At 32.8% G+C, this 25268-nt stretch carries 23 protein-coding genes; 10 read left to right on the forward strand and 13 right to left on the reverse strand.

Annotated elements, in window-relative coordinates; genetic code table 11:
- From QM536_00190 to glmS, 3 genes are all read left to right on the forward strand, one after another.
- On the forward strand, nucleotides 1–602 hold a 602-nt coding region (locus tag QM536_00190; GenBank protein ID MDI9355435.1), incomplete at its 5' end, for a small VCP/p97-interacting protein.
- Between the two features lie 46 nt (nucleotides 603–648).
- The gene (locus tag QM536_00195) at nucleotides 649–1722 is read left to right on the forward strand and encodes an Mrp/NBP35 family ATP-binding protein (GenBank protein ID MDI9355436.1); all 1074 of its coding nucleotides are present in this window, start codon (nucleotides 649–651) and stop codon (nucleotides 1720–1722) included.
- Nucleotides 1723–1732: 10 nt separating this feature from the next.
- A complete protein-coding gene (gene glmS / locus QM536_00200; GenBank protein ID MDI9355437.1) occupies nucleotides 1733–3577 on the forward strand; it encodes a glutamine--fructose-6-phosphate transaminase (isomerizing) in 1845 nt (614 codons plus the stop codon).
- Between the two features lie 321 nt (nucleotides 3578–3898).
- On the opposite strand, the gene QM536_00205 is transcribed toward glmS, so the two are convergent.
- The 7 genes from QM536_00205 to QM536_00235 form a co-directional block, all read right to left on the reverse strand.
- The gene (locus QM536_00205; GenBank protein MDI9355438.1) at nucleotides 3899–6649 is read right to left on the reverse strand and encodes a phosphoenolpyruvate carboxylase; all 2751 of its coding nucleotides are present in this window, start codon (nucleotides 6647–6649) and stop codon (nucleotides 3899–3901) included.
- A 34-nt stretch (nucleotides 6650–6683) separates the two neighbouring features.
- Nucleotides 6684–7358 (reverse strand): HAD family phosphatase, encoded by a 675-nt coding sequence (locus tag QM536_00210; protein ID MDI9355439.1) that lies wholly within the window; start codon nucleotides 7356–7358, stop codon nucleotides 6684–6686.
- A 24-nt stretch (nucleotides 7359–7382) separates the two neighbouring features.
- Nucleotides 7383–7580, reverse strand: coding sequence for a hypothetical protein (locus QM536_00215; protein MDI9355440.1), 198 nt, complete (start codon nucleotides 7578–7580; stop codon nucleotides 7383–7385).
- A gap of 575 nt (nucleotides 7581–8155) precedes the next feature.
- The gene (gene ilvB / locus QM536_00220; GenBank protein MDI9355441.1) at nucleotides 8156–9898 is read right to left on the reverse strand and encodes a biosynthetic-type acetolactate synthase large subunit; all 1743 of its coding nucleotides are present in this window, start codon (nucleotides 9896–9898) and stop codon (nucleotides 8156–8158) included.
- Between the two features lie 316 nt (nucleotides 9899–10214).
- Nucleotides 10215–10988 (reverse strand): exodeoxyribonuclease III, encoded by a 774-nt coding sequence (locus QM536_00225; GenBank protein MDI9355442.1) that lies wholly within the window; start codon nucleotides 10986–10988, stop codon nucleotides 10215–10217.
- Between the two features lie 45 nt (nucleotides 10989–11033).
- The gene (locus QM536_00230) at nucleotides 11034–11798 is read right to left on the reverse strand and encodes a DUF547 domain-containing protein (protein MDI9355443.1); all 765 of its coding nucleotides are present in this window, start codon (nucleotides 11796–11798) and stop codon (nucleotides 11034–11036) included.
- Nucleotides 11799–11840: 42 nt separating this feature from the next.
- Nucleotides 11841–13346 (reverse strand): NAD(P)-binding protein, encoded by a 1506-nt coding sequence (locus QM536_00235; GenBank protein MDI9355444.1) that lies wholly within the window; start codon nucleotides 13344–13346, stop codon nucleotides 11841–11843.
- Nucleotides 13347–13555: 209 nt separating this feature from the next.
- Between QM536_00235 and QM536_00240 the strand changes: the two genes are divergently transcribed.
- Nucleotides 13556–15697, forward strand: coding sequence for a carboxy terminal-processing peptidase (locus QM536_00240; protein MDI9355445.1), 2142 nt, complete (start codon nucleotides 13556–13558; stop codon nucleotides 15695–15697).
- Nucleotides 15698–15725: 28 nt separating this feature from the next.
- Here QM536_00240 and QM536_00245 read toward each other — a convergent pair whose 3' ends face one another.
- The 4 genes from QM536_00245 to QM536_00260 are packed head-to-tail and all read right to left on the reverse strand — an operon-like array spanning nucleotide 15726 to nucleotide 17996.
- Nucleotides 15726–16718, reverse strand: coding sequence for a beta-ketoacyl-ACP synthase III (locus tag QM536_00245; protein MDI9355446.1), 993 nt, complete (start codon nucleotides 16716–16718; stop codon nucleotides 15726–15728).
- Between the two features lie 30 nt (nucleotides 16719–16748).
- Complete coding sequence (gene rpmF, locus QM536_00250; protein ID MDI9355447.1) at nucleotides 16749–16937, reverse strand: 50S ribosomal protein L32; 189 nt, start codon at nucleotides 16935–16937, stop codon at nucleotides 16749–16751.
- Between the two features lie 33 nt (nucleotides 16938–16970).
- Nucleotides 16971–17477 carry a DUF177 domain-containing protein gene (locus QM536_00255; protein MDI9355448.1) on the reverse strand — a complete coding sequence of 169 codons (507 nt, stop codon included), beginning with the start codon at nucleotides 17475–17477 and terminating at the stop codon, nucleotides 16971–16973.
- A 3-nt stretch (nucleotides 17478–17480) separates the two neighbouring features.
- Nucleotides 17481–17996 (reverse strand): RNA polymerase sigma-70 factor, encoded by a 516-nt coding sequence (locus QM536_00260; GenBank protein MDI9355449.1) that lies wholly within the window; start codon nucleotides 17994–17996, stop codon nucleotides 17481–17483.
- 753 nt (nucleotides 17997–18749) lie between these two features.
- Between QM536_00260 and QM536_00265 the strand changes: the two genes are divergently transcribed.
- The 6 genes from QM536_00265 (at nucleotide 18750) to QM536_00290 (ending at nucleotide 23441) form a co-directional block, all read left to right on the forward strand.
- Entirely contained in the window at nucleotides 18750–19091 is a 342-nt protein-coding gene (locus QM536_00265) for a cyclophilin-like fold protein (protein MDI9355450.1), read from the forward strand.
- Between the two features lie 235 nt (nucleotides 19092–19326).
- Nucleotides 19327–19530: a hypothetical protein gene (locus QM536_00270; GenBank protein MDI9355451.1), complete on the forward strand. Its 204-nt coding sequence runs from the start codon at nucleotides 19327–19329 to the stop codon at nucleotides 19528–19530.
- Nucleotides 19531–19534: 4 nt separating this feature from the next.
- The gene (locus QM536_00275) at nucleotides 19535–20242 is read left to right on the forward strand and encodes an ATP-binding cassette domain-containing protein (GenBank protein ID MDI9355452.1); all 708 of its coding nucleotides are present in this window, start codon (nucleotides 19535–19537) and stop codon (nucleotides 20240–20242) included.
- A 207-nt stretch (nucleotides 20243–20449) separates the two neighbouring features.
- Nucleotides 20450–21976, forward strand: a complete 1527-nt coding sequence (locus QM536_00280; GenBank protein MDI9355453.1) for an oligopeptide:H+ symporter — start codon at nucleotides 20450–20452, stop codon at nucleotides 21974–21976.
- Between the two features lie 464 nt (nucleotides 21977–22440).
- The gene (locus QM536_00285; protein MDI9355454.1) at nucleotides 22441–22788 is read left to right on the forward strand and encodes a 4Fe-4S dicluster domain-containing protein; all 348 of its coding nucleotides are present in this window, start codon (nucleotides 22441–22443) and stop codon (nucleotides 22786–22788) included.
- Nucleotides 22789–22841: 53 nt separating this feature from the next.
- Entirely contained in the window at nucleotides 22842–23441 is a 600-nt protein-coding gene (locus QM536_00290) for a 7-carboxy-7-deazaguanine synthase QueE (GenBank protein MDI9355455.1), read from the forward strand.
- Nucleotides 23442–23455: 14 nt separating this feature from the next.
- On the opposite strand, the gene QM536_00295 is transcribed toward QM536_00290, so the two are convergent.
- Nucleotides 23456–24610 carry a hypothetical protein gene (locus tag QM536_00295; protein MDI9355456.1) on the reverse strand — a complete coding sequence of 385 codons (1155 nt, stop codon included), beginning with the start codon at nucleotides 24608–24610 and terminating at the stop codon, nucleotides 23456–23458.
- 156 nt (nucleotides 24611–24766) lie between these two features.
- Nucleotides 24767–25207 carry a DUF1761 domain-containing protein gene (locus QM536_00300; protein ID MDI9355457.1) on the reverse strand — a complete coding sequence of 147 codons (441 nt, stop codon included), beginning with the start codon at nucleotides 25205–25207 and terminating at the stop codon, nucleotides 24767–24769.
- Nucleotides 25208–25268: the final 61 nt, after the last annotated feature.

Genomic DNA, 25268 nt, shown 5'->3' on the forward strand with positions numbered 1-25268 from the left:
GCCAAGCAGAAGCAGCAGAAAAACGCCAAGCGGAAGCAGAAAAACGCCAAGCAGAGTTCGACGCAAAATTAGAAAAACAACGAGCAGAGTTTGAAGAAGAAATGAAAAAAAGTAGAGAAGCAGCAGAAAAAAGCACTCAAGAACTTAATAAAAAGATTGCTGGTGTTACTGATACCTTAGGGAACTTTGCTGTTGAAATGGTAGAGCCGAAACTTATGGAATTATTGAGAGCAAAAGGAATACCAATAGAAACTATTTACGAGAGCATAAAGGGTTTTAAGAATGACCAACGGTATTATGAAGTGGACTTACTGATGGTAAATACCAATATCTTTGTGGCTGTAGAAGTAAAAACTACTTTAAAGCCAGAAGACGTTGACGAACATATAGAGCGATTAGAAAAGATAAAAGCAGTGGGACCAAAAGGAATGGACTTGAGTGGGATGAGCTTTTATGGTGCTATTGCAGGAATGGTCGTAAAAAATGATGCCGATATATATGCCTGCAAAAAAGGTTTGTATGTGCTATGTCAGAATGGAGAGAATGTAAAAGTTGTAAATGATAGTAAATTTCAACCAAGAACATGGAAAACGGATTATTAGAAAAAAAGGGTTATTTTAGGAACGGATCATTTAAAAATAAAATAGGATGAATACTCGTGAGCAAATTTATAAAGCATTACAAAAGGTAGAAGATCCTGATTTGAAAAAGGACTTGGTAAGCCTGAATATGGTAAAAAAAGTAGAAGTAAAAAATAAACACATATCTATAGAGATAGTACTTACTACACCCGCCTGCCCCCTTAAAGAGTTTATAAAAGGAAAAATTATAGATGCGGTAACAGAAGAAATAGGAAATGATTACGAATTAGAAATAGAAATGGGTTCCTCTGTAGTTGGAGGAGCCCCTTCGGCAATGCTTACTTCCTGTAAAAATATTATTGCTATAGCTTCGGGAAAAGGAGGCGTCGGGAAAAGCACTGTTACTGCCAATCTTGCTATCTGCTTAGCCCGCACGGGAGCAAAAGTAGGGCTTATAGATGCGGATATATTTGGACCGTCTATCCCTACCTTATTTCATTGCGAGTATGAACAGCCAGGTATCATCCAAAAAAATGGAAAAAATATGATTGTCCCTATAGAGCAATACGGAATAAAACTTATATCCATAGGTTTTTTATCTTCCCCTGAAAATGCAGTTGTATGGAGAGGACCTATGGCAAGCTCCGCATTAAAACAATTTTTTGGAGATACCGATTGGGGTGAATTGGATTATCTTTTTATAGACCTTCCTCCGGGGACCAGCGATATTCACATTACTTTAGTGCAAACCGTCTCTGTAACAGGAGCAGTTATTGTTACTACTCCTCAAAAAGTAGCAATTACCGATGCAAATAAAGCCGTAGCAATGTTTCAACAGCCACAAATACAAGTTCCTATATTAGGAATTATTGAAAATATGGCTTATTTTACCCCCGAAGAACTCCCTGATAACAAATATTATATTTTTGGAAAAAATGGAGGAAAACAATTAGCAGAAAAACATAAAATCCCTTTTTTAGGGGAAATCCCATTAGTCCAATCACTCCGCGAATCTGCCGATAGCGGTTATCCTCTTAGTATGAAAGAAGGGTTCATTTCAGATTGTTTTATGGAAATAGCAAAAAAAATTGCTCAAAATATATCTATTAAAAATACTACTCACAATAAATATAAACCTTAAGATAACAAATATGTGCGGAATAGTTGGATACGTAGGAAAAAGAAAAACATTTCCTATTCTGTTAAAAGGATTAAAACGATTAGAATACAGAGGTTATGACAGTGCCGGAATAGGAATATACGATGCAGAAAAAGAAGAATTGCTTTTATATAAAAAAAAAGGAAAAGTTTCGGACTTAGAGACATTTCTCATCGGAAAAAATACCAATGGGACCATTGGTATAGGACATACTCGTTGGGCTACACACGGGGAACCAAACGACGTGAATGCGCATCCGCATATTTCCCGTTCTGGCTCTATGCTTATCGTACATAATGGGATTATTGAAAATTATTATTCTATAAAACAAAATCTTACATCAAAAGGTTTTGTCTTTCAAAGTGACACAGACACAGAGGTTTTGATTCATTTTATAGAAGACATAAAATCAACCGAAAAATGTAACCTCTACGAAGCCGTCCGCCTTGCTCTTTGTCAGGTAGCAGGAGCATACGCCATAGTAGTTTTAGATAAAAACGAACCCGACACTTTAATAGCCGCCAGAAAAGGAAGCCCACTTCTGATAGGAGTTGGAAAAGATGAGTTTTTTATCGCATCCGATGCCTCCCCCATAATAGAATATACCAAAGAAATTGTCTATTTAGACGATGAAGAAGTCGCAGAAATAAAAAACAATATCTTGACTATAAAAAATTTAAAAAATGAAATACACACTCCTTATATAAATACCATAGAACTCTCCCTAGAAGCATTAGAAAAAGGGGGGTATGAGCATTTTATGCTCAAAGAAATTTTTGAACAACCCATTTCTATTGCTAACTGTATGAGAGGAAGATTAAAAATAGAAGAAGCAAGTTTATTTTTAGGAGGCATAAGAGAATATGCAGACCAAATTACCCAATCAGAAAAACTCACTATTGTAGCCTGTGGAACTTCTTGGCATGCAGGTCTCATCGCTGAGTATATTATAGAAGAATATTGTCGTATATGCGTAGAAGTAGAATACGCATCAGAATTTAGATACCGAAACCCTATCATCAAAGAAGGTGATATCATTATTGCTATATCACAAAGCGGGGAAACAGCAGACACCCTTGCCGCATTAGAATTAGCAAAATCAAAAGGTGCTATTATTCTCGGAGTAGTAAACGCAGTAGGCTCCTCCATAGCTCGTATTACTAATGAAGGGGTATATCTTCATGCGGGTCCAGAAATAGGAGTCGCCTCTACAAAAGCATTTACAGCGCAGGTACTAGTTTTAATAATGATAGCATTGAGAATCGCACACAGAAAAGGAACTCTTTTGGATAGTAAATACAGAGAGCTTTTGTATGAATTACACACTCTTCCCGATAAAATAAAAAACGTTTTACAAAATAATGATGCCATACAACATATTGCAAAACAATTTTATAATGCAAAAAACTTTATCTACTTAGGGAGAGGAACAAATTTTCCTGTTGCCTTAGAGGGAGCTTTAAAATTAAAAGAAATATCCTACATACACGCTGAGGGGTATCCCGCTGCAGAAATGAAACACGGACCTATTGCTCTTATTGATACAGAGATGCCCGTAGTTTTTATCGCACCAAAAGATTCTTCCTATCAAAAAATACTTTCCAACATTCAAGAAGTAAAAGCACGAAAAGGAAAGGTTATTGCCATAATAACAGAAAATGACAAAAATTTAGATACTATTGCCGACTATACCATAGAAATCCCAAAAGTACACGAAATATTCTCTCCCATCATATCCGTAATACCCCTCCAACTCCTTGCTTATCATATTGCTATTTTACGGGGTTGTAATGTAGACCAACCGAGAAATCTTGCCAAGTCAGTCACCGTAGAATAGCCTAAATAGTGTCTGCAAGCAAACTCTTCATTGTTAGTTTTCAGTCATTTTTGTTTTGTAGAGGTTTCTTAGTAATTTTTATATAAAGTATAATAAATGAGGGTATCCGAAAAGTTCTTTTTACACAAATATTTAATTTTAAACCTACTGATAATCAAAGGGTTACAAAACTACAAACGTACTAAAAGCAACTTTTCGGACACTCTCATTTTTCACCTAAATTATTTTCGTTTTCAAAAATATTTGTGATTATAGAGTATACTTTATATAAATAATAATATACATCTTATCTTTTTAATTTCATAATTAAAAAAAATCTAATCAACCTGTGTTTCGCATTGCTCCTGCAATAGCGTTGATACTGATAAGTATTTCTAAGAGGGTATTTTCTGCTTGCGGATTTCCTTCTTTTTTCTCCTGCCTCCATTTTTTGAGCAAAAGTATCTGCTTTGTATGGATAGGTTTCATAAGAGAAGCACGGAGTTGGCTGGAGTAATAGTGTTGTTCTCGTCTTTCTTTCATATCACGGTCTAACAATTCCTTTAATGCCTGTTTGGTTTTACTCAGTTCTTCTAAGAAAAGAGAAATAAATTTGTCTTTGATAAATATATCGGTAACCAAAGATGCGTATTGTTGCATAATGGTCTCATCACTTGCCGCCAAACTGGTATCTACGTTCGTAAATATATAACGGATAAAGTTATCTGTTTTGGCAGCATTTTTTAAAGTAGTGTATTCCGATGTGTTATTTATTTTCATATTATGAAGGGTAGTGCCTATGCCATACCAACTAGTCATGTTGAATCTTGCTTGATTCCAAGCGAACACCCATGGAATAGCTCGCAAGTCTTGGAGCGAGGCAGTACCTGTTCTTCTAGAGGGTCGGGAACCTATGCGAGACATTTCTATGGCATCTATGGGGGTAACTTCTCTAAAAAAATTAATAAATCCTTCTTCTTGGATGAGTTTTTGATAGTGTGCTTGGCTTTCTCTTGATATGATGTCTAATAGGGAAGCGAGTGGGTGCATTTTTTTTGGAGAATAGGTATCTAATATACTTTGGGCTACGGCACTGGATACTAATAATTCCATATTATACTCGGCATTGACTTTATTTGCATATTTTTGAGCGATGGTTTCCCCTTGTTCTGTCAACCGCACATCTCCGTTGAGAGTGCTATGAGGAAGGGCGTATATAAAATAATGAGTAGGTCCCGCACCTCTACTAATAGAGCCACCTTTTCCGTGAAAAAAGCGAATGGATACTTCTGTTTCTTGGGCTACTTGATGAAGGAGGAACTGTGCTTTGTATAGATTCCATTGACTAGCAATAATTCCTCCGTCTTTGTTGCTATCGCTATATCCTACCATAACTTGTTGCACAGGGCGAGTTTCTTTTTTTTGTTTTTGTATATAACGAATACTTCTTTGGGTAAAAGGGTGCTCCAAAAACTCTTTCAAGATACGGGGTCCGTTAGCAAGGTCTTCTATTGTTTCTAATAAAGGAACAACGGGGATGATACATACGGCACCTTCCTCGGTGTGAATAGTTAATCCCGCTTCTCGAGCTAGGATATACACTATGAGTAGGTCGGAGACACTTCTTGTCATACTCACAATAAAACTTCCTATTCCTGCGGTTCCGTATTTTTTTATGTGTTTTTCAACAACATTGTAAGAAGAGATGACCGCCTTGGAATGTTCTTGCAAAAGGGCGTTTTTATAAATAAAAGGGCGGAGAGTACTCAATTCATCGTTTATGAAAGCGATTCTTTTGGCTTCATTCCATGTCAAAAAGCTATTTCCGTTCAGTCCTGCTATGTTCATTATTTGAGCCATTGCGTTATCATGAAAGGTGCTATTTTGCCGAATATCTAACTCCGCGAGATGAAACCCAAATGTATCTACACATCTGATAACATTGGTCACTTCATCGTGAGCAGAAGATTTCGCTCCAAAATGGATCATGCTTTTTTTCAAAAGAAGGAGGTCATTATGGAGTTCATCGGCGTTGGTATATGCTCCTTTGAAGTCAGCAAGTTCTGTGGCATGGTCTCGTTTTGTATCTAAGGGGAGTTTAGCAATCATAAGATATATAAACTGTCGAAATGCTTCTCCATTATTTTGATAGATAAAGGTATGTGTTTTGTCTAAAGATTGCAGCATTTCCGTTACTCTTGCTTGCATTGGATGATAAGAATGTTCTAAACTACAGGCATAACTGGAATGCTTCAAAAGGGTGACCAATTTTCTTCTTATAACTACTAAGGCATTGAGTCGTAAAGTATACAGAGTTTCTTCGGTAACCTCATCGGTGACTAATGGGTGACCGTCTCTATCTCCTCCTACCCAATTACCAAAAGATATTTTAGGAAAGGCAAATGAATCATGGATAAGGGAGGTCTTATACCCTAAATATTTCCATGCTTGGAGCATTCTTCGGTCTAACATTGGGAGAATTTCAGGAAAAACATTGGTGAGATAATGAATAATATTACTAAGCTCTGATTTTACATCAGGTTTTATAATAAATATCTCCCCTGTTTTCCATAGACGGTAGAGAGTTAATTTAATATTATGTCTGATATTACCTCGTTCCCATGCATTATACATAGAGTTTTCTAAATCTACTATTAAGAGGTATAGTTCTCGATGATGTTCTAATACAGTAGAACGTTTTGCTTCCGTAGGATGTGCTGTTAACACAGGTGAAACTCGTACCTGAGCTATTTTATCTACTATTTCAGTGAGATCTATCCCCGATTCTTTTAATTTTACAAAATTACTTGCCCATAATCCTTTTATGCTGGAAAGAGAATCGCCTTCTTTTTGTCTTCTGGTTTGAACAGCACTATTTACCTCTACCATGTTTATTATTTCAAATACAAGAGAGTAGAGTTGTATGTGTTTCTCGGTTATATTATCATCTATTATTTCCACATTATGTATCAATGGGATATATTTGGCAATGGTTTCCTCTCCATTCTCTTCTAATACTTCTTGTAATGCGAGTAATATAAATTCTAAATCTTTATAGGGTTTCCCTAATTTTTTTTGTAAAGTAGATAACATTGTATGTATAAATCTTAATAATTATTAAAAAAATTTATTTTATTATTTTTATATCGGTATTCTCTTTCATTTCTATAGAGGAAGTGAGTATAGGAATCCAATTATCTAATGTATGAACGTGGAATGTTTGTATTCCTAATACTTGTGCGGCGTTGAGGTTTTCTAATTTATCATCAAAAAATAAGACAGATTCGGGGGAAAGATTATGTTCATTTAAGATGAGTTTATAAATCTCTTTTTCGGGTTTTCTAAATCCTGTGTGATGGGATAAATATACTGTATCAAAAAAAGAACGGAGGTCATTTTTTTGGAATGTATTGAAAACAATACGATTAAACGCTTGTTCATGAATAGAATTGGTGTTGCTGAGAACAAAGGTTTTAAAATACTTGCGGGATTTTTGAACAGTTTCTATTCTGTATGGTGGTATTTTTCCTAACATTGCGTTCCATGCGGTGTCAATTTCTGCATCGGTAGCACTTTGTTCTATTATATTTCTTATATTTTCTCGAAAAACAGCATCTTCCACAAGTCCTTTTTCATAGCGTAAGAAACACTCATCTGAATCCATTATTTTTTTCCAAAAATCTATGCTGTGTCGATGCTTTCCTAATTGCTGAAAAGAATGGAGGGTCGCATCTATATGCAAATCTATAATAACTCCTCCCAAATCAAATACTAATGCCTCTATTTTGTGTAAATCATTCATACAATCTGTGTTTATATAGGGTTTTTAGGCAGGGTATAAAGAGTAGTTTATATTCTTGTAGGTTTTTTTTATTGGTATAACAACATCTAAGAATATCTCAAAGTCCTCTGCTATTTCGGTAAGTGTAAGTTTTCCTCTTTTGATATCTTTTATGATTCTCTCTCTTTTCTCTTTTATTTTTCCATCTATTCTTGTAGTTCTCATGGCATCTTGGTTACGCACTCTGTTTATTATATTTTTTGTATTCTACCTCTGTGATGTTTATCTCTTCCAGTTTTTGTTTTAATTTTTCTATACTTTTAGAAGTAGACCTTTCTGCCATCTCACTATTTTTGAAAATATAAATCCACTCATCTCTTTTTTTTGGATAACGTTTTATCCCTATATCCTATTATATAATGATATTCAAGGAATATATTTTTTCTTTAAAATTATGTTTAGGAGATACGTTTGCTGTTAGTTCTGCTTTTTCTTTATCATTAATCGCTCATCATTATTTATTCCTGTAACCTTTGTTATATCTTTGTATAAGTAATCACTGCCGCTCCCAAATTAAAATATTAAAATACTAATTAGATATTACTTTACTAATATTTGTAAAATTATTTCTTAATTTTTGATGGTATACAATTATTTTAGAGGGAGTATATAATAAGCTTCTTAAAAAATCCATCTCAAGGGTGTTTTGCATTTCAATATATCTTTTGGTGTGGCTCTCTTCTACCAATAAATCCACTCGAATACATGTATCATTCTCATCTGTTTGGTTCATTTCATTATCTCATTTAGAACTTTCCTTATTCTAAACGTATTTTGGAAACGGATTCGCCTGAGGGAACCATTGGAAATACATTTTCTTCTTTTTCTACCACTATTTCAAGTAGGTAAGGGTTATTCGTTTGTAAGAGAGTGTCTAAGGCATCTGATATTTCTTCTCTTTTGGTTATTTTATTACAAGGTATTCCATAGCCTTGTGAGATGAGTTGGAAGTTTGGGTTTACTAATTCTGTGAAGGAATATCTTTTTTCAAAAAATAATTGTTGCCATTGGCGGACCATACCTAAAAAATTATTATTAAGGATTATTATTTTTACGGGAATATTATTTTGAAAAATAGTTCCGAGTTCTTGTATGGTCATTTGAAATCCTCCGTCTCCGATGATTGCGATTACTTCTTTTTCGGGTTTTCCGAGTTTTGCTCCTATTGCTGCGGGTAGAGCAAATCCCATAGTTCCTAAGCCGCCAGAGGTTACATTTGTTTTGGTATCAGCAAATTGGTAATAGCGGACTGCTACCATTTGGTGTTGCCCTACATCTGTGACGATAATTGCTTTTCCTTTTGTTTTTTCGGATAGTTGTTGTATAACTTCTGCCATTTTTATGTCTCCTTTTTTGGGAAAAACATCTTTTTCTATCACTTTTTGATGTTCTATTTCATAGCATTTTTTAAATTCTTGGAGCCAATTTTTATGCTCATTGGACATAACTAATTGTGTAAGAGGGACGAGAGCCGTTTTTATGTCTGAGTTGATAGCTACGGTTGTTTTTACGTTTTTATCTATTTCACTTTCGTCTATTTCTATATGAATAATTTTTGCTTGTTTTGCGTATTCTTTGAGGTTACCCGTTACCCTATCGTCAAACCGCATCCCTATAGCAATGAGTACATCGCATTCATTTGTTTTTATATTAGGAGCGTAATTTCCATGCATCCCTAAATATCCTACATACAGAGGATGATGAGTAGAGATAGCTGATAATCCCAAGAGAGTAGATGCAACGGGAATGCCTGTTTTTTCGATAAAAGCTTTGAGTTCTTCTTGGGCGTTTGAAATAAGGACACCTTGTCCTACTAAACAAAATGGTTTTTTAGCTGCGTTTATGATATTTGCGGCTTCTTCAATTTTAGAAATATTAATGAGAGGATAGGGGTGATAACTTCTAATTTTACTTATTTTTTTATAAGAAAATGCAAGCATTCCGAATTGGGCATTTTTAGTAATGTCTATAACTACGGGACCGGGTCTTCCACTTTTTGCAATGTAAAAAGCACGAGCTAAGGCATGTGGAATTTCAGATGGGATGGTTACTTGATAATTCCATTTTGTGACAGGCATAGAAATACCGATTACGTCTGTTTCTTGAAAGGCATCTGTTCCTAATAGATGAGACGGAACTTGCCCTGTTATACATACTAATGGTGTAGAATCTATTTGAGCGTCAGCAATACCTGTTATGAGATTTGTTGCACCTGGACCTGAGGTAGCAATGCAAACTCCGACTTTTCCACTTACTCTTGCATATCCTTGAGCCGCATGCACCGCTCCTTGTTCATGTCTGGTTAAATAGTGTTTTATTTTATCTGTATATTGATAGAGTGCATCATAAATAGGCATTATAGCGCCTCCTGGATATCCAAAAATGACATCTATGTTTTCTTCTATGAAGCATTTTAATACGGCTTCGCTCCCGCTTATTTTTTCCTCTGTGTTTTCCGCTTCTTTTATTTCTATTTCGAGTGTAGATGAATTTATATTCATAATGAGATATAATAATTTAAAATATGGATTAATTAAAATGTATGTATCTATTGAGTTACTTTTTTTAAGTCGGTTCTATAAAGGTGCGTCCTAAAATTGATTTTATTATTTTGAAATATACTCATTTATCTTAATAATATGGTACCACGTCGTAATTATTAATGCAAATGGGTATATAAAAAAATACTATAACCAACGATAAAATTATATACTTTAATGAGTACGGTGGGTAAAGATATAAAATATTGTTCTAAATAAAACAACTATTTAAGAACGTTACACTTACTAATCTCTTTTAACAATACTTTTAATAAAATTATGCCGTTATTTCCAAAAGCACGGGGCAGTGGTCAGAATGTTTTGCATCTGGGAGGATAGTAACTTTTTGAATCTGTTCTTTCATATTTTCAGTTACAAAATGATAGTCAATTCTCCATCCTAAATTTTTCTCTCTAGAGTTTGCTCTAAAGCTCCACCAAGTATATTGGTGAGGAGAAGGGTTCAGAACTCTCAGGGCATCTACAAAGCCAGTTGTAAGAAATTTTGTGAGCCATTCTCTTTCTTCGGGTAAAAATCCCGAAGAGTTTTTGTTAGATATGGGATTATGAATATCTATTTCTTTATGGCAGATATTAAAATCCCCGCAGATAATAAGATTGGGATATTTTTTTTTGAAATCAGCAATATAACGAAAAAAGTCATCTAACCAAGCCATTTTAAAATCTTGTCTTATATCGCCTGTTGTTCCGGATGGAGCATACACGCTCATAAGGGTAAAATTATGAAAATGAGCAGTTATCACACGCCCTTCCTCATCCGATAATGGTATTTGACATCCATATACGATTTGTGTTGGTTTTATTTTTGATAGTATTGCGACCCCGCTGTATCCTTTTTTTTGAGCGGAGAAAGTATAAGAATCGTATCCCAATTCTTGAAAACTTTGTATATCTATTTGTTCTTTGAGAGCTTTTATTTCCTGGAGGCAAATTATATCGGGATTTATTTCTTTTATCCAATGAATAAGCCCTTTCTCCATTGCTGCCCGTATTCCATTCACATTATAGGTGATTATTGTAGTACTACTCATTTTATGTGTTTTTGTGATACCTGTATTATAATTGCTGTTGTTTTTTTATTTTGTTCCTTTTTTGTTTAATCTCCAGTCATAGTTTAAATAGGATATTTTCGTCTTATCATGTATTGTATGGAAAGAATAGAGATTGAGAAACTGGTAAAGGGATCCTTTTCTTGTAAAGTCTTCAGCGAACCATTGAAATAATTCAGATATTTGTGCTTCTGTCTTGTTTATTTTATTTCTTTTCGGATCATTGATGAAAGAAACGGCTTGTTCTTGAAGTTGTGTCTCTAATGTAGCTGCGATAAATGCTTCATTACGAAGAGCAGGACATGAATAAGAAGCACAGTTGATGGCAAAATGTATTCGGGGTTCTTGAAATTTTTTTCGGAGTATAGAATGTTCTATAAAATTGAGGGTAATTTCTTGATTTCCTATTTTAATAGGAATATCCCATGCGGTGTTTATGAGAGGAATTTTTATAATACTACCAATATCTTTGATAGATTCTATGGGATAATAGTCCAATACAATATCAAGAGTGATGGCATTATAGGCATTTATCCAGTATGCCAATTGTTCATTTTTTGACCAATGGGTATCGTTTGGCGGATTTTTTTGAATACTGTTTATATAGTTTTTCAATATATCCCTCTGTTTTTTCAATCCGTCATAATCTACCCATCCTTCTGTATCTACGTATTTTAGAAGGAGAGAGTTATATTGCTCGTGACTTATGGGTTTTGTATTTTCCTGTTGTGGAATTTGCTGAAAAGACCCACAGAGTTCAAAAAGAGCGAGTGCAAAAGTGTATATATTCATAAAAGTAATGAGTAAGTAATTATTTGTTCATTGTAAAAGTATTTATTCTTCCACTAATCCTGTTTCTGATATTCTGCTGGATTCTTGGTATTCGTAATCTGTATTTATATTCCAAAGGTTATGATTTTCATTTTTGAGTATATTTTCGGATGCTAATATTCCCATAAGAATGGAATGGTCCTGGTTATTATATTTAAAAGATCCGTATCTTCCTATGAGTTGCAAGTTTGGAAGAGTGTTAAGATATTCTATTATAATATGTAAGTGTGGTTTATAATCATGAGAGTATACGGGATAACATTTAGGGATATTATATTTTTTGAAATCGGTTATATCTTCTTGTTTCTGTATGAATCCACAATGTATAAGGTCTTTTGTGGCAATATGTAATAAATCATGTTCATTCATTTTCCATATCTCATCTGATTCGAAGCACCAATATTCCATTGCGAGTATTGTTCCTTCACTCTTTTGAACGATTTCAGGAATCCAGTTATTAAAATTGGTTATTCTTCCTGTTTTAATAGATTCATCTTGTATGTAAAGCCATTGGTCTTGGAATATGTTTTTTTGTTTTATTTTTACATACAAAATAATAGTATTTCTAAATACTAATGATGTGGCTGCTTTTAGAACATTTTGAGGGGTATGTATATGTATTTTTAAAAAATCTGTTATGGGCATACTACTGATAAGGTGGTGAAATGTTTTTGTTTCACCGTTCTGAAAAGTTACTTGTATGTTTTGTTTGATGGATATTTGTGTTGCAAAAGTGTTTTTTAGAAATATTGATCCATTTTGAATAGATTTTTCTACCATTTTAGTATAAGGATAACCACTTCCCCCGATGGGATAAGCAAATTCATCTACCAATGTTTTATGTTTTTTTTTTGATAGTTTAAATGCAGATATAATTGCTTCGCCAAGAGAAAATTTTTTTATTCTCTGCTGTGCAAATTCTGCATTCAGCTCCGAGCAAGGTATACCCCACAATTTCTCAGTATAAGATTTAAAAAAAATAGAATATAATTTTTTTCCGAACCTATTGCTTACCCATCCTTCAAAAGTATGAATTGCCGCATGAGGAAATATTCTCGCATATATATAACTGATAACACATTGAATAGTAGTAAGTATTCCAAGTTTTAGGAGAGCATCAAAGGGCTTGAGAGGATAGTCAAAAAATTTATTTTTATAAAAAATTCTTGTCTTTCTGTTCACCATCTTATATTTTTTTTCCACTATTTCTAACCATAACTTATTCACTCGGGTATCAGTAGAAAAAAATCTATGTGGTCCCACATCTACTATTTGTTCAAACAACTCAAAAGATTGTGCCATACCCCCTATAGCGGAGGATTTTTCTATAAGAGTTACTTCTATATTGATGTCTTTTGATAAAAGGTATGCGGCAGTAGCACCCGCAGGACCAGCACCTATAACTAACACTTTACGTTTCATTTCGGGGAAAATCATAATACGATATCTTTTTATTTTTTGAAAACTTGTTTTGGTAAATTGTAAAATAGTATTTTTTAGAAAATACAATAATTTAAAGATAAATATCTCTTTTTTTACTTTCGTTTTTCTTAAAATATAAAAATATAATGGGATATGTATATCTTATTATTTTTTAATTAACCACCATTATAAAAGAGTGAGAAAAAACATACACCCATACGTGCAACTTTTCTCAATCTCCGATTGTCATTACATATAAATATATTTTTTTAACTTATTACATAAATAAAAAACCGATGAAAATAAATAAAACACGGATGGGAAGAAAAATTTTGTTTTTGCTCTTCTATTATTCCATTTCTTTTTGTATTACTGCAAGAGAAAACAAAATAGAAAGCACTTTCTTAGTAGATAGCATAAAATTATTGATTCCGGAACCAGTTCATAGTAACCAAGCGGTTATTATATCCCAACTCATGGCAGATAATCATTATAGAAAAACCTCATTAGATGATTCCCTTTCCAAAAAAATTTTTGAAATGTATTTAGATAATTTGGATAACCAAAAAAGTTACTTCTTAGAGTCCGATGTTCATTTTTATCAAAGATTTCAGTTTGCATTTGATGATTATATAAAAACAGGCAATTTAGACCTTCCCTTTGAAATGTTCCGTCTCTATCAACAAAGAGTATTAGAAAGAATAGAATATGTAAAAAAAGAACTGTTAGAAAAAGAACCTGATTTTACCATACAAGAAAATGTTCCCTTAGACCGTTCAAAAGAAAATTGGGCTAAAACAAACTCCGAACTTGATGAAATATGGAGAAAAACTATTAAAAATCAAATGTTAGGGATGAAATTAGAAGGCAAGGATTGGGCAGGCACAAAAAAAGTATTAGATGATAGATATTCTCGCATCAGAAAAAATATAACACAGTATAATAACGAAGATGCTTTTCAAATATTTATGAACGCTTTCACAGAAAACTTTGACCCCCATAGTAACTATTTTTCTCCCGCAAACTCAGATAATTTTAACATGGCACTCAATCAATCCTTAGAGGGTATAGGTGCCCGTCTTACACAACAAGCGGACCATACAGTCATTTATGAAATAGTAACCGGTGGCCCCGCTTATAAAAGCAAAATGATACACAAAGACGATAAAGTTATTGCTGTTGCACAAGGTGATACAGGAAAATTTATAGATGTAATAGGATGGCGTTTAGACGAAGTAGTGCAGCTTATCCGCGGTCCTAAAGGCACTAAAGTTCGTCTCAAAACAATACCCGTATCTAATCCTACTACTACAACAGAAATAGAACTTATCCGAGAGAAAATTACCCTAGAAGACGAATCCGCAACAAAAAAAATAATACCCTACACAGAAAATAATACCCATTATAAAATAGGAGTGGTATCTATTCCTTCTTTTTATATTGATTTTGAAGATTATAGAAACGGTGTTCCCAATTATAAAAGTGTAACCAACGATGTAAAAAGAATTCTCACAGAATTAGAATCTGAAAAAGTAGATGGCATAGTCATAGATCTACGATTCAACGGGGGAGGAGCTCTATTCGAAGCCGTCAATCTCACCGGTTTATTTATCCCCCAAGGACCTGTCGTTCAAGTAAAAGATAGCTATGGGAACATAGACATAAATAAAGACAAGGATAATAAAGTATACTATGATGGACCTCTTTGCGTTCTCATAAACAGATTCAGTGCATCAGCAAGTGAGATTTTTGCAGGTGCAATACAAGATTATAAAAGAGGAATAGTTTTGGGAGAAAATACATACGGAAAAGGAACAGTACAACAAATTATCGGATTAGAAGAATATATCCCCGAGGAAACAAAAAAACAAATAGCCCAAATGTCTCATATACAATTCAATAATAGAGTAAAATTTGGACAAATAAAACTCACCCTTTCTAAATTTTATAGGGTAACCGGAAGTAGTACTCAACACAGGGGTGTAAAACCAGACATAGAATTTTTATCCCCTTATGACGCAGAGACAAATGGCGAAAGTGCTCAAAAAACAGCACTTCCATGGGATCAAATTCAAAGTACCACATTTACCCCTCAAAATAAATTAAACGGACAAATGATTCAAAAATTGCAAAAAATTTACGCATCAGATGAAAAAAAAGACCCTCTCTTCCAAGAATTAAAATATGATATAGATATATCAGAAAAAGAAAAAAATAAAAATTATCAATCTCTTCACTACGAAATTAGAAAACAAGAAAAAGATAAAATAAATAAAGAAAAACAAAACTTGAAAGACCTAACAAATTCTCTGAAAAAGAAAGAAACAAAAGAAGTCATCACCCCCGAAACAACAGAAAACCCTATAGAAAAAGATGCCTACCTCAAAGAAAGTGTAAAGCTTCTCTCTCTCTATCTCCAATGGATGAAAAAACAATAAAATTAGTAACTCATTGATATCATAGAAATTAATCTTTACTCCATTTTACATAAGCGGCCCCCCATGTAAATCCTCCTCCAAAAGAAGCAAATATAAGATTATCACCTTTTTGCAAGTGTTTTTCGTAATCCCATAAACAAAGAGGTATAGTTCCGCTGGTTGTGTTCCCATATTTATAAATATTGAGCATTACTTTTTCCATCCCGATACCCATTTTTTCTGCTGTTGCGTCTATAATTCTTTTATTTGCTTGATGAGGAACCAGCCATGCAATATCTGATGAGGAAAGGTTATTTTTTTGCATAATCCGAGATGCCACATCTGCCATATTATAAACAGCATGTTTAAAGACAGCCGTACCATCTTGGTATACAAAATGCTCTTTGTTATTTACTGTTTCCAAACTAGCGGGTCTTCTACTACCACCTGCTTTCATATGTAAATACTGTTCACCCGCACCATCGGAATGTAAAATAAAATCTTGTAATCCCGTCCCATCTGTCACGGGCTCTAATAACACTGCTCCGCCACCATCTCCAAAAATAATACAGGTTTTTCTATCTGTATAATCAATAATAGAAGACATTTTATCAACACCCACTACTATTATTTTTTTATACCTCCCTGTTTCTATAAATTGAGATGCGGTAACAAAAGCATATAAAAAACCTGAGCATGCCGCTTGAATATCATAACTAAAAGCGTTTTTTAATCCCGTAGCATGAGATATGATATTAGCTGTAGCCGGAAAAAGCATATCAGGGGTTGTAGTTGCACATAAAAGAACATCTACTTCCAAAGGATTTGTATTTGTCTTCTCTAATAAACCCTTTACTGCTTCTATTCCCATAACAGAACTTCCTTTATTCTCTCCTTTTAATATTCTTCTTTCTTGAATTCCCGTTCGGGATACTATCCATTCATCCTTAGTATTTACTAAAGTTTCTAATTCAGAATTAGTAAGAATATAATCGGGAACGTATCCATTTATCCCTGTAATACCGGCATAGATTTTATTCATATCTTTTTTTCTTTTTTTGAGAGAAAAAATCTATGCTTTATTTTTGTCTATAACTACTTTCCCTTTATAATAAAGCTTATTGTCTTGCCAAAAAGCTCTGTGAGATAGATGGGCTGTTTTAGTAGTAGGACAAATAACAAACTGCATTTCTTTTGCTTTATAATGAGTCCTTCTTTTATCTCTTCTGGTACTAGAATGTCTTCGTTTAGGATTAGCCATTGTATTGTTTTTTGAGTATGAGTGTATAATTTATTAAGTATTTCCCATTGGGAATTTTATTTTTTCTTTAAAAGTATTTGTTGTATACACAAGCGTTACTTCTTCAGCGGAAGAATCTTCTTCTAATTTATAACGAGGGTGTATTTTTTTTAATGGAACAGCCAAGACCATATAATAGTATATATATTGAGCAATATTAATTTTATAAGTACTATGTAAAATGGTAATAGAATCGTCTTCTAATTCTTTTTCTTCTTCACCAAAATATATGAACATATATTCATTAATATCTATAGGATATAAAAATGATTCCAAACTTCTATCACAAGTAAATGGTAGGTTTCCTCTTATGAAAAAAGAAGATTTTATGTAGTCATTTGTTTTATGAAGCACTACTTCTACACTTGCGTCTGCTTTATGAAGAATACCATTTTCAAAGTGCTCAAAAAAAGAGTTTTGTATGGTATATGAAAAGGTATTATCTCCTCTATGGAGTTTTCTTATGTCAATATCAAAGGTGTTTAAAAAATGTAATTCCACTTATTATTTTTGGTTTTTACTTTGAATGTATATTCTTATTTTTTTGAATGCTATTATTATTTGATTTTCTACTGTTTTAATAGATATATTAAGTTCTTTTGCTACCAGTGCGTATGTCATATATTCTTCTCTACTCAAAAGAAATATTATTTTACATTTTGGTGGTAGTGTTTCTATGGCTTCTTGCACTATTTCGTATGTATTTTGTAATTCATTTTGCTTTAATATATCGGATATATCTTCTGATATATTCATGTTTTCATATATTTTTTCTTTTTTTTGCTCTCGTTGAAATAGAAGCTTTAATTGGTTTATGGATCTGTTTCTGACCGAAGTATAAAGATATGATTTTATAGAAATAGCTATATCTATTTTATTTCTTTTTTCCCACAGATTCACAAAAACTTCTTGCACCACATCTTCGGCTAGTTCTTCTTTTCTTACTATTTTAAGAGCATATCTACATAATGCGGGATAATACTCTTGAAATATATCTGAAAATTCTTTTTCTAGATCCATATTATCTTTTGAAAGAAATAAGTAAAAAGCAAGTTATGTAGTTTTTTAAATTTGATCCCTCTCTGAAAACTCTTTTTTATATACCTATAAATTAAGATATGTTTGCCCTAAAAATGTATAATTTATTTATACTGTTTATTTTTGTTCTTAAAATTACTTCAAAATTAGTTTTAAATAAGAATAAAAAGCATTTTTTATAAATTTTTCTAATCCGAGAATGGGTTTTTCAACTTTTTCGGCATTTCATGTTTTACTAATCTTTTATTATACATGCTCTTAGAGTTTGAATACCGGTAGGATAGTTAAAAATTGTTGCTTCTACATTATTTTGTTTCTGTAAAATTTCGAATTGTGCTTTTTTGATTTCTTATCTTATCAAATAAATATTCTATTCTTATAATATATCCTAATCCGAACACTTTTGTCTCTTATCTGAAAACAAATGAACAATTGCTCCTTAACAAGGATATATAAATATTAATGTTGCTCATTATAATACTCATTTTGCTAATTGCCAATATAGAAAAATAAGCAACTATTTAGTATCTTATAAAAAAATTGTTATAAACAAAATAATAATTTAGTTATATTTTAGTATATTTGTAATAAAATATTCAAAAAATGGAATTGCCTGAAAATATAGTGAGATAAAAAGCATTGAGCACTCACCTTTGTAGTAATAAAAAAATATTAAATCAAAACGAACGAGCGTATACTGCTCATTTTCATGTGAATAAAATAAATAAACACACAATGATAATAAAAATTGGAAAAAATACTTTCTCAACCACACTCTATAAAAATGAAACAACCAAAGCTCTCAAAGCACAGTTACCTCTCGTATTATATATGATAGAATTACATAGTAATGAAAAATATGCTCAGCTACCAACTCCCTTACCAACAAACACAGAAGCAGTAAGAACTATTCACATAGGGGATATAATGCTATGGGAAACGAATACTCTGGTTATTTTCTATAAAACTTTTGAAACGACATACCAATATACACAAATCGGACATATTGATAATCCTCGTCATCTTGTTCAAGCACTCGGTAAGGGAAATGTAACGATATCCTTTTATGAAGAATAAAAAATACCAAAGAGAGTATTTATAAAAAAATAATCTGTTTTTTATTTTTTTATTCCATAAAAAACATCAAAAAATAAAATAAATAGTATGTGTTTCTATTCATAAATACATATTTTTGAAAACAAAAGTATTTTATCGCTTGTATGCTATTCCATTATCATACTATAAGTTAATTTTCAAAATTCAAATGGTAACCATACATCCATTATGATTGGTTTCCTCATTCTTATTTTATATGTATATAATAAAAACAAAAGGAACTCATAAAATACCCGATTGTGTGCAGATAAGAAATGATGATATGAGTATTCTTGTCTATTTTAGAGCGGATAGAATTATTGACAATTTAGGGAAGTATGGTTTTTCAGGGAAAGAAAAACAATTGAAAGAGATTATAGACACTATGCCTTTTGGCAAACTACAAAAACTTACTATTTAAAGAAATGATTTTTTCAGATGCACCTGTTGTTTCAGTATCCCATGTAAATATCTATCAAAATGAAAAAAATATTTTGGAAGATGTTTCTTTTGAAATACAAAAAGGAGAATTTGTATATCTTATAGGGAGAACGGGATCGGGGAAAACTTCCCTTCTAAAAACATTATATGCGGACTTGCGTTTAAAAAGTGGCCAAGTAAAAGTAGCTGATTTTTCGCTTCATAACATAAAAAAGTCTCAAATACCTTTTTTACGAAGAAAAGTAGGGATAGTATTTCAAGATTTTCAACTTCTATACGATAGAACTGTTTCAGATAATCTTGTTTTCGTAATGAAAGCAAGCGGTTGGGAGGATACTCAAAAAATAAAACAGAGGGAGCAAGAAGTACTTCACGAAGTAGGATTAGGTAACGTAGGGAATAAATACCCACATCAACTTTCGGGAGGAGAACAACAAAGAGTAGTAATAGCAAGAGCTTTACTTAACGAACCATCTATACTTTTTGCAGACGAGCCGACAGGAAACTTAGATCCATACGTATCAGAATCCATCTTTAACCTTTTTATAGATATAAATAATAGAGGAACTGCTATTTTTATGGCAACTCATAATTATCAGATTATTAAAAAATATGCTTTTAGAGTGCTTCAATGCGAAGGAAAAACATTGAAAGATTCTCATAAAGAACCAATAGATATGTTTTTTTTTTAAGAGGGTTTCTAAAAATTCAAATCCTAAAAACTGTATCCTTTAAAAATCAATAGTTACCAACACTTTTTTTGAATAAATCAATTTTTAGAACCCACCTTTAAGTATATGACAAAGATTTCTCTATGCGAATAGTAGAAAAATAAAAAATGTTTCTCTTTTTTAATATATGAATAATTACAAAAAAATCAATAATACTTATACTTTCATATGAACAACATATCAACGGAGAAGAAATTTTTAGGACACCCTTGGGGTTTATTTTATTTGTTTTTTGCAGAATTATGGGAGAGGTTTAGTTTTTATGGGATGAGAGCATTGCTTACACTGTATATGGTGGAGCAAATGTTCGTAGCTTTAGAAAAAAGAGATTCTATAGCCATCATTATTTATGCCTCGTATGGCTCGTTAGTATATGCGGTTACTGTTTTGGGCGGAAAGATTTCAGATTCTCTCTATGGATATAGAAATTCTATTATTTTGGGAGGTATTTTCATTGCGATAGGGCATTTTATCCTTGTTTTCAATGCGGAATGGACATTTTTTATCGGTTTATCTTTCATTGTTGTTGGTACGGGTTATTTTAAATCCAATATTTCTACTTTTGTAAGCACTCTGTATTCTAAGGGGGATATTCGTCAGGACAGCGGTTTTACCATTTTTTATATGGGTATAAATATTGGGGGATTTATAGCTCCCCTTCTCTGTGCTTACCTTGCAGTTAACTACGGTTGGCATTACGGATTTGGAGCAGCAGGAGTAGGTATGATTTTAGGTCTTTTTTGTTTTCTTTTTGGTTTAAAATCAGGGGTATTCGGGGACAAAGGTCTCCCTCACTATCCGGAAAAACTCCAAAAAAAATATATTGGTATACCAATGAGAGTATGGATACCCCTTCTTTCTCTCTGTATAGTTCCTTTTATAACGATGCTTATCTCCAATTATGAAATATATACCATCGGAAATATATTTGAAGGGTCTGTAGTAAAGCTTTTATTCTTTGTTCTCCTTGCGTCTATTTTACTCTATCTGTTCTTTCTTATAAGAAAACAAACGAAGGAATATAGAAATAAGCTCATAGTAGCCGTTTTACTCACTTGTTTTATGTCTTTTTTTTGGGCATTTCACGAGCTATCGGGGAGTATAATAACTCTTTTTGTGGGAAGAAATGTAAATACTTCGGGATGGATGAGTGCCGCCTCTTCTAATGCCTTAAATCCATTTTTTATTATTCTTCTGAGTTTTACAGCACCGTTTTTCTGGGGATGGCTTTCAAAATACGGAAAAAATCCTCGAACACCTTATAAATTTGTAGGAGGACTAGCACTCATCGGCTTCGCTTTTCTCCTCATAAGCACCTCTCGTTATTTTGCAGATGAACAAGGATACGTGCCTTTTGTTTTTGTCATCATTATGTATTTTTTTATATCAGCAGGAGAAATTTTTATGTCCCCTGTTGGCCTCTCTAAAATAAACGATCTTTCTCCAATACGTATCCGCTCCTTTATGATGGGAGTATGGTTTTTATCCTCCTCATTCGCTTTTATGATAGGGGGTATCATTGGAAAATATTTTACCATAGAGCATTCTCCTGATACTAACAATACAAACGGAATATATACCTTAGATATATATCTCAATGGGTTCGAAAAAATAGGATATGCATCACTCGGATTTGCCGCTCTTATATTTATTCTCTCCCCTGTTATGAAAAAATGGATGAAAGAAATACATTAGCAAGAGATTCCGAAAGAGTAAATAAAGAAGCAACAATAAAATGGAAATAAAAAATTTGGACCATTTGATACCTTACAGTTTCACATCAATAAAGACTTGCACCTTATCTACAGACAAAATGCCATAGTTACAAATTTAGAACATTGAATATTTAAGATTTTTTTATCTCATTTTTGCAAGGAATGCTGAGGTCTCTTAAACATCAAAGTATTTTCCAAAAGATGTCCCCATGCTCAAATGGGAACACAACAAAAAAAATATCCCACAATTTCAATCATTGCCTCTTTGGAAAATATATTTCTCAAAAATACGCAGAAAAATAAGAAAAAAATAGAGGAAATGAGAAAAATGTATTGCTTTGTATTATCATTGTGAAAAAGAGTAAAAGATTTCTTGTATTCTTTTCAAAATCATACACATTAATTTTTAGACCCTACCATTATACTAAAACAAAAGAGATATTTATGGCAATAATGATAACAGATGACTGTATTAACTGCGGAGCATGCGAACCCGAATGTCCCAATACTGCAATCTATGAAGGAGGATCGGAATGGGCTTGGTCAGACGGAACAAGTCTTCAAGAGGTAACCCTTCCCGACGGAAGCATTATAAATGGAAAAACCAATCAATCCCCTGTTTCCAAAGAATTTTATTATATAGTCCACGAAAAGTGTACCGAATGTACAGGTTTTCATGAAGAACCACAGTGTGCAGCTGTTTGCCCTGTGGATTGTTGTATTCCTGATCCCGAACACGTGGAAACGAAAGGGGATCTTCTTGCAAAGAAAATATGGATGCATGGTTCTTGATTTAATTTACGAACGCAAAAAATTTGCACACATACAAAACTGAACGAATATACATGCAAACATTACCATTGATGGAGTCATTTTATTCTATTCAGGGAGAGGGTGAATTTCAGGGAGAAGCCGCTTATTTTATTCGTTTAGGGGGCTGTGATGTAGGATGCTTTTGGTGCGATGTAAAAGATTCGTGGGAAGCAAAAAAACATCCGCTTACATCTATAGAAAGCATTCTCAAGAAAGGAGAAGCATTTCCTACAAAACTATCTATTATCACGGGAGGTGAGCCGCTTATGTACGATATGCTACCGCTCACCACTGCTCTTCAAACTTTACGATATAGAACACATATAGAGACCTCAGGTAGTTACCCTCTCACAGGAATATGGGACTGGATATGCCTTTCGCCAAAAAAATTCAAAAAACCTCTCCCCGAAATTACTAAAAAAGCAAACGAACTCAAAATAATACTCTACAATAAGTCCGACTTTCAATGGGCAGAAGAATACAAGAAATTGGTGAATCCACAATGCAAACTCTTTCTCCAACCCGAATGGTCTGCGAAAGAAAAAATGCTCCCCCTACTCATCGAATATGTCAAGCAAAACCCACAATGGAAAATTTCCATTCAGATTCATAAATATATTAACGTAGAATAAGATATGAAAACCTATTACTCCGAGGACTTAAAAGGATTCCTGTTTTTCCAAGTAGCCCCTATATTTTCTAAAAACCAACTACTCAAAAAGTTAAAAGTAATACGTGCTAATCCAATTCTTATCCATATATAATTATATTTCTCAACAGGCACCGCTCCTAAACTTGCTTTTGCTTCCAGAGCAGTTCTTCCTAATTCCACTATTCTATAATTCTTATGAATGGCTGTTTTCAAACCGTCGAATAATATCGCAAAATACAGGGAATGTGTATTATTTACCTCCTCGCTATATCCAATATAATGTATCTCCATTTTTTGTTTTTCGGGATAATAAATATGTGAGGCGAAACCAATCAAAGTATTATCCAAAAAATAACCATATATACAAAAATTCTCTCGTAATAAATACTTCATCTGAATGAAATATGTCTCATTCAAAATTCCTAAAGTAATAGTTTGCTTTCTTACTATATGAAGATACATTTCATATATTTGTTTTTGATAAAAGATAATTTCTTGTTCGCTCATATCTCTCAACAATACAGGTGCAGAATCTTTTAGAATTTTTGTGGCTCTTTGTCTATATTTTCTTGATAATTTTTGCAAATACAATTCAAAAGTTTTCCACTCTTCGGAAACGTGTAGTTCCATAGAGATGTCTTGTTGAAATGGTTTATATTGGGATGGAATTGTGGATTGAGAAAAACTAAATCCATACGAGCAATCTTTCACTAATATGCCTGAAAAATTTTTTTTCCTTCGATGGTCCATCCTGTAGAGAGACAAAAAATCAAATAATTTTTCTTCGTCTGTTTTATTTTTAAAATAAAATCCCTGAAAATTTACTCGAAACAAATTTCCACAAATGAGTAAATTATGATTTTGTCCTTCTATGAAACATTGGAACATCCGAACGTATTTTTTCTCAAATACCCTTTTATTATAGTGTTTTTGACTAAAAACAAATTCTTGTAAATAGAGAATCCCTATACATTCTTTGTCTTCGTAAAGATTCAAATACTTATATTGAATATCATCTATATTGCTTTTTTCTAAAACTAACAAATCATCATTGCGTAAATGATGTGCTTGCGGTAGTAGTTCCTCCCACTTTTCTCGCACTTCATCAAAACGAGAAAAGACCTCGTAGCTTCTTTTATTTTTTTCCAATCTTAATGCTGTGTTATAATTTCATTTGTTAATTTTATTGATTGTACACCAAATAAAATCTCTCCCATAAAGATATTTTTATGAGAGAGATTTGTTTGTCTTGATGAGTAAGAATTATTTATTAACAATTATTTCTTTGTTAATACCTTATAAACTTTATCTCCAAGCACTCAAAATTCCACACATAAGCATTACTGTAATACTCCAGTATCCCCAATTAACAAATACCCATGCCCATTTTCTCATTTCAAAAATTTTCATAGTAATAAATATTGGTAATAATACTGTGATAGAAAAAATAATACCATGTGCTACCCCATGCTTGAAAGTTACGTAGCTATGTCCATCTATTGGGTCAACGACTTGTAATTGCTCTTGACCACCAACCCCTGTAGTCCAAGCCCATAAAAAAGAGGTAAACAGACAAGATACTAATAGTGCCAATAAATAAAGCACAGGTTTAGGACCATTCCCTAAACTCTCTTTTGTAAAACCATTCGCTTTCATCCATACATTTCCTAATAAAGCGGGATGATAATAAATATACCCCATAACTAAGGGAACAAACACTGAAATAAAAAAAGATATATAATTCATTTTTTTGATTAGATAAATAATTAATTTGTAGGTTGTAATGTATTGTCTGTAAATATAGATT

This window comes from Chitinophagaceae bacterium, from assembly GCA_030053935.1.
Classification (GTDB): domain Bacteria; phylum Bacteroidota; class Bacteroidia; order Cytophagales; family JASGCU01; genus JASGCU01.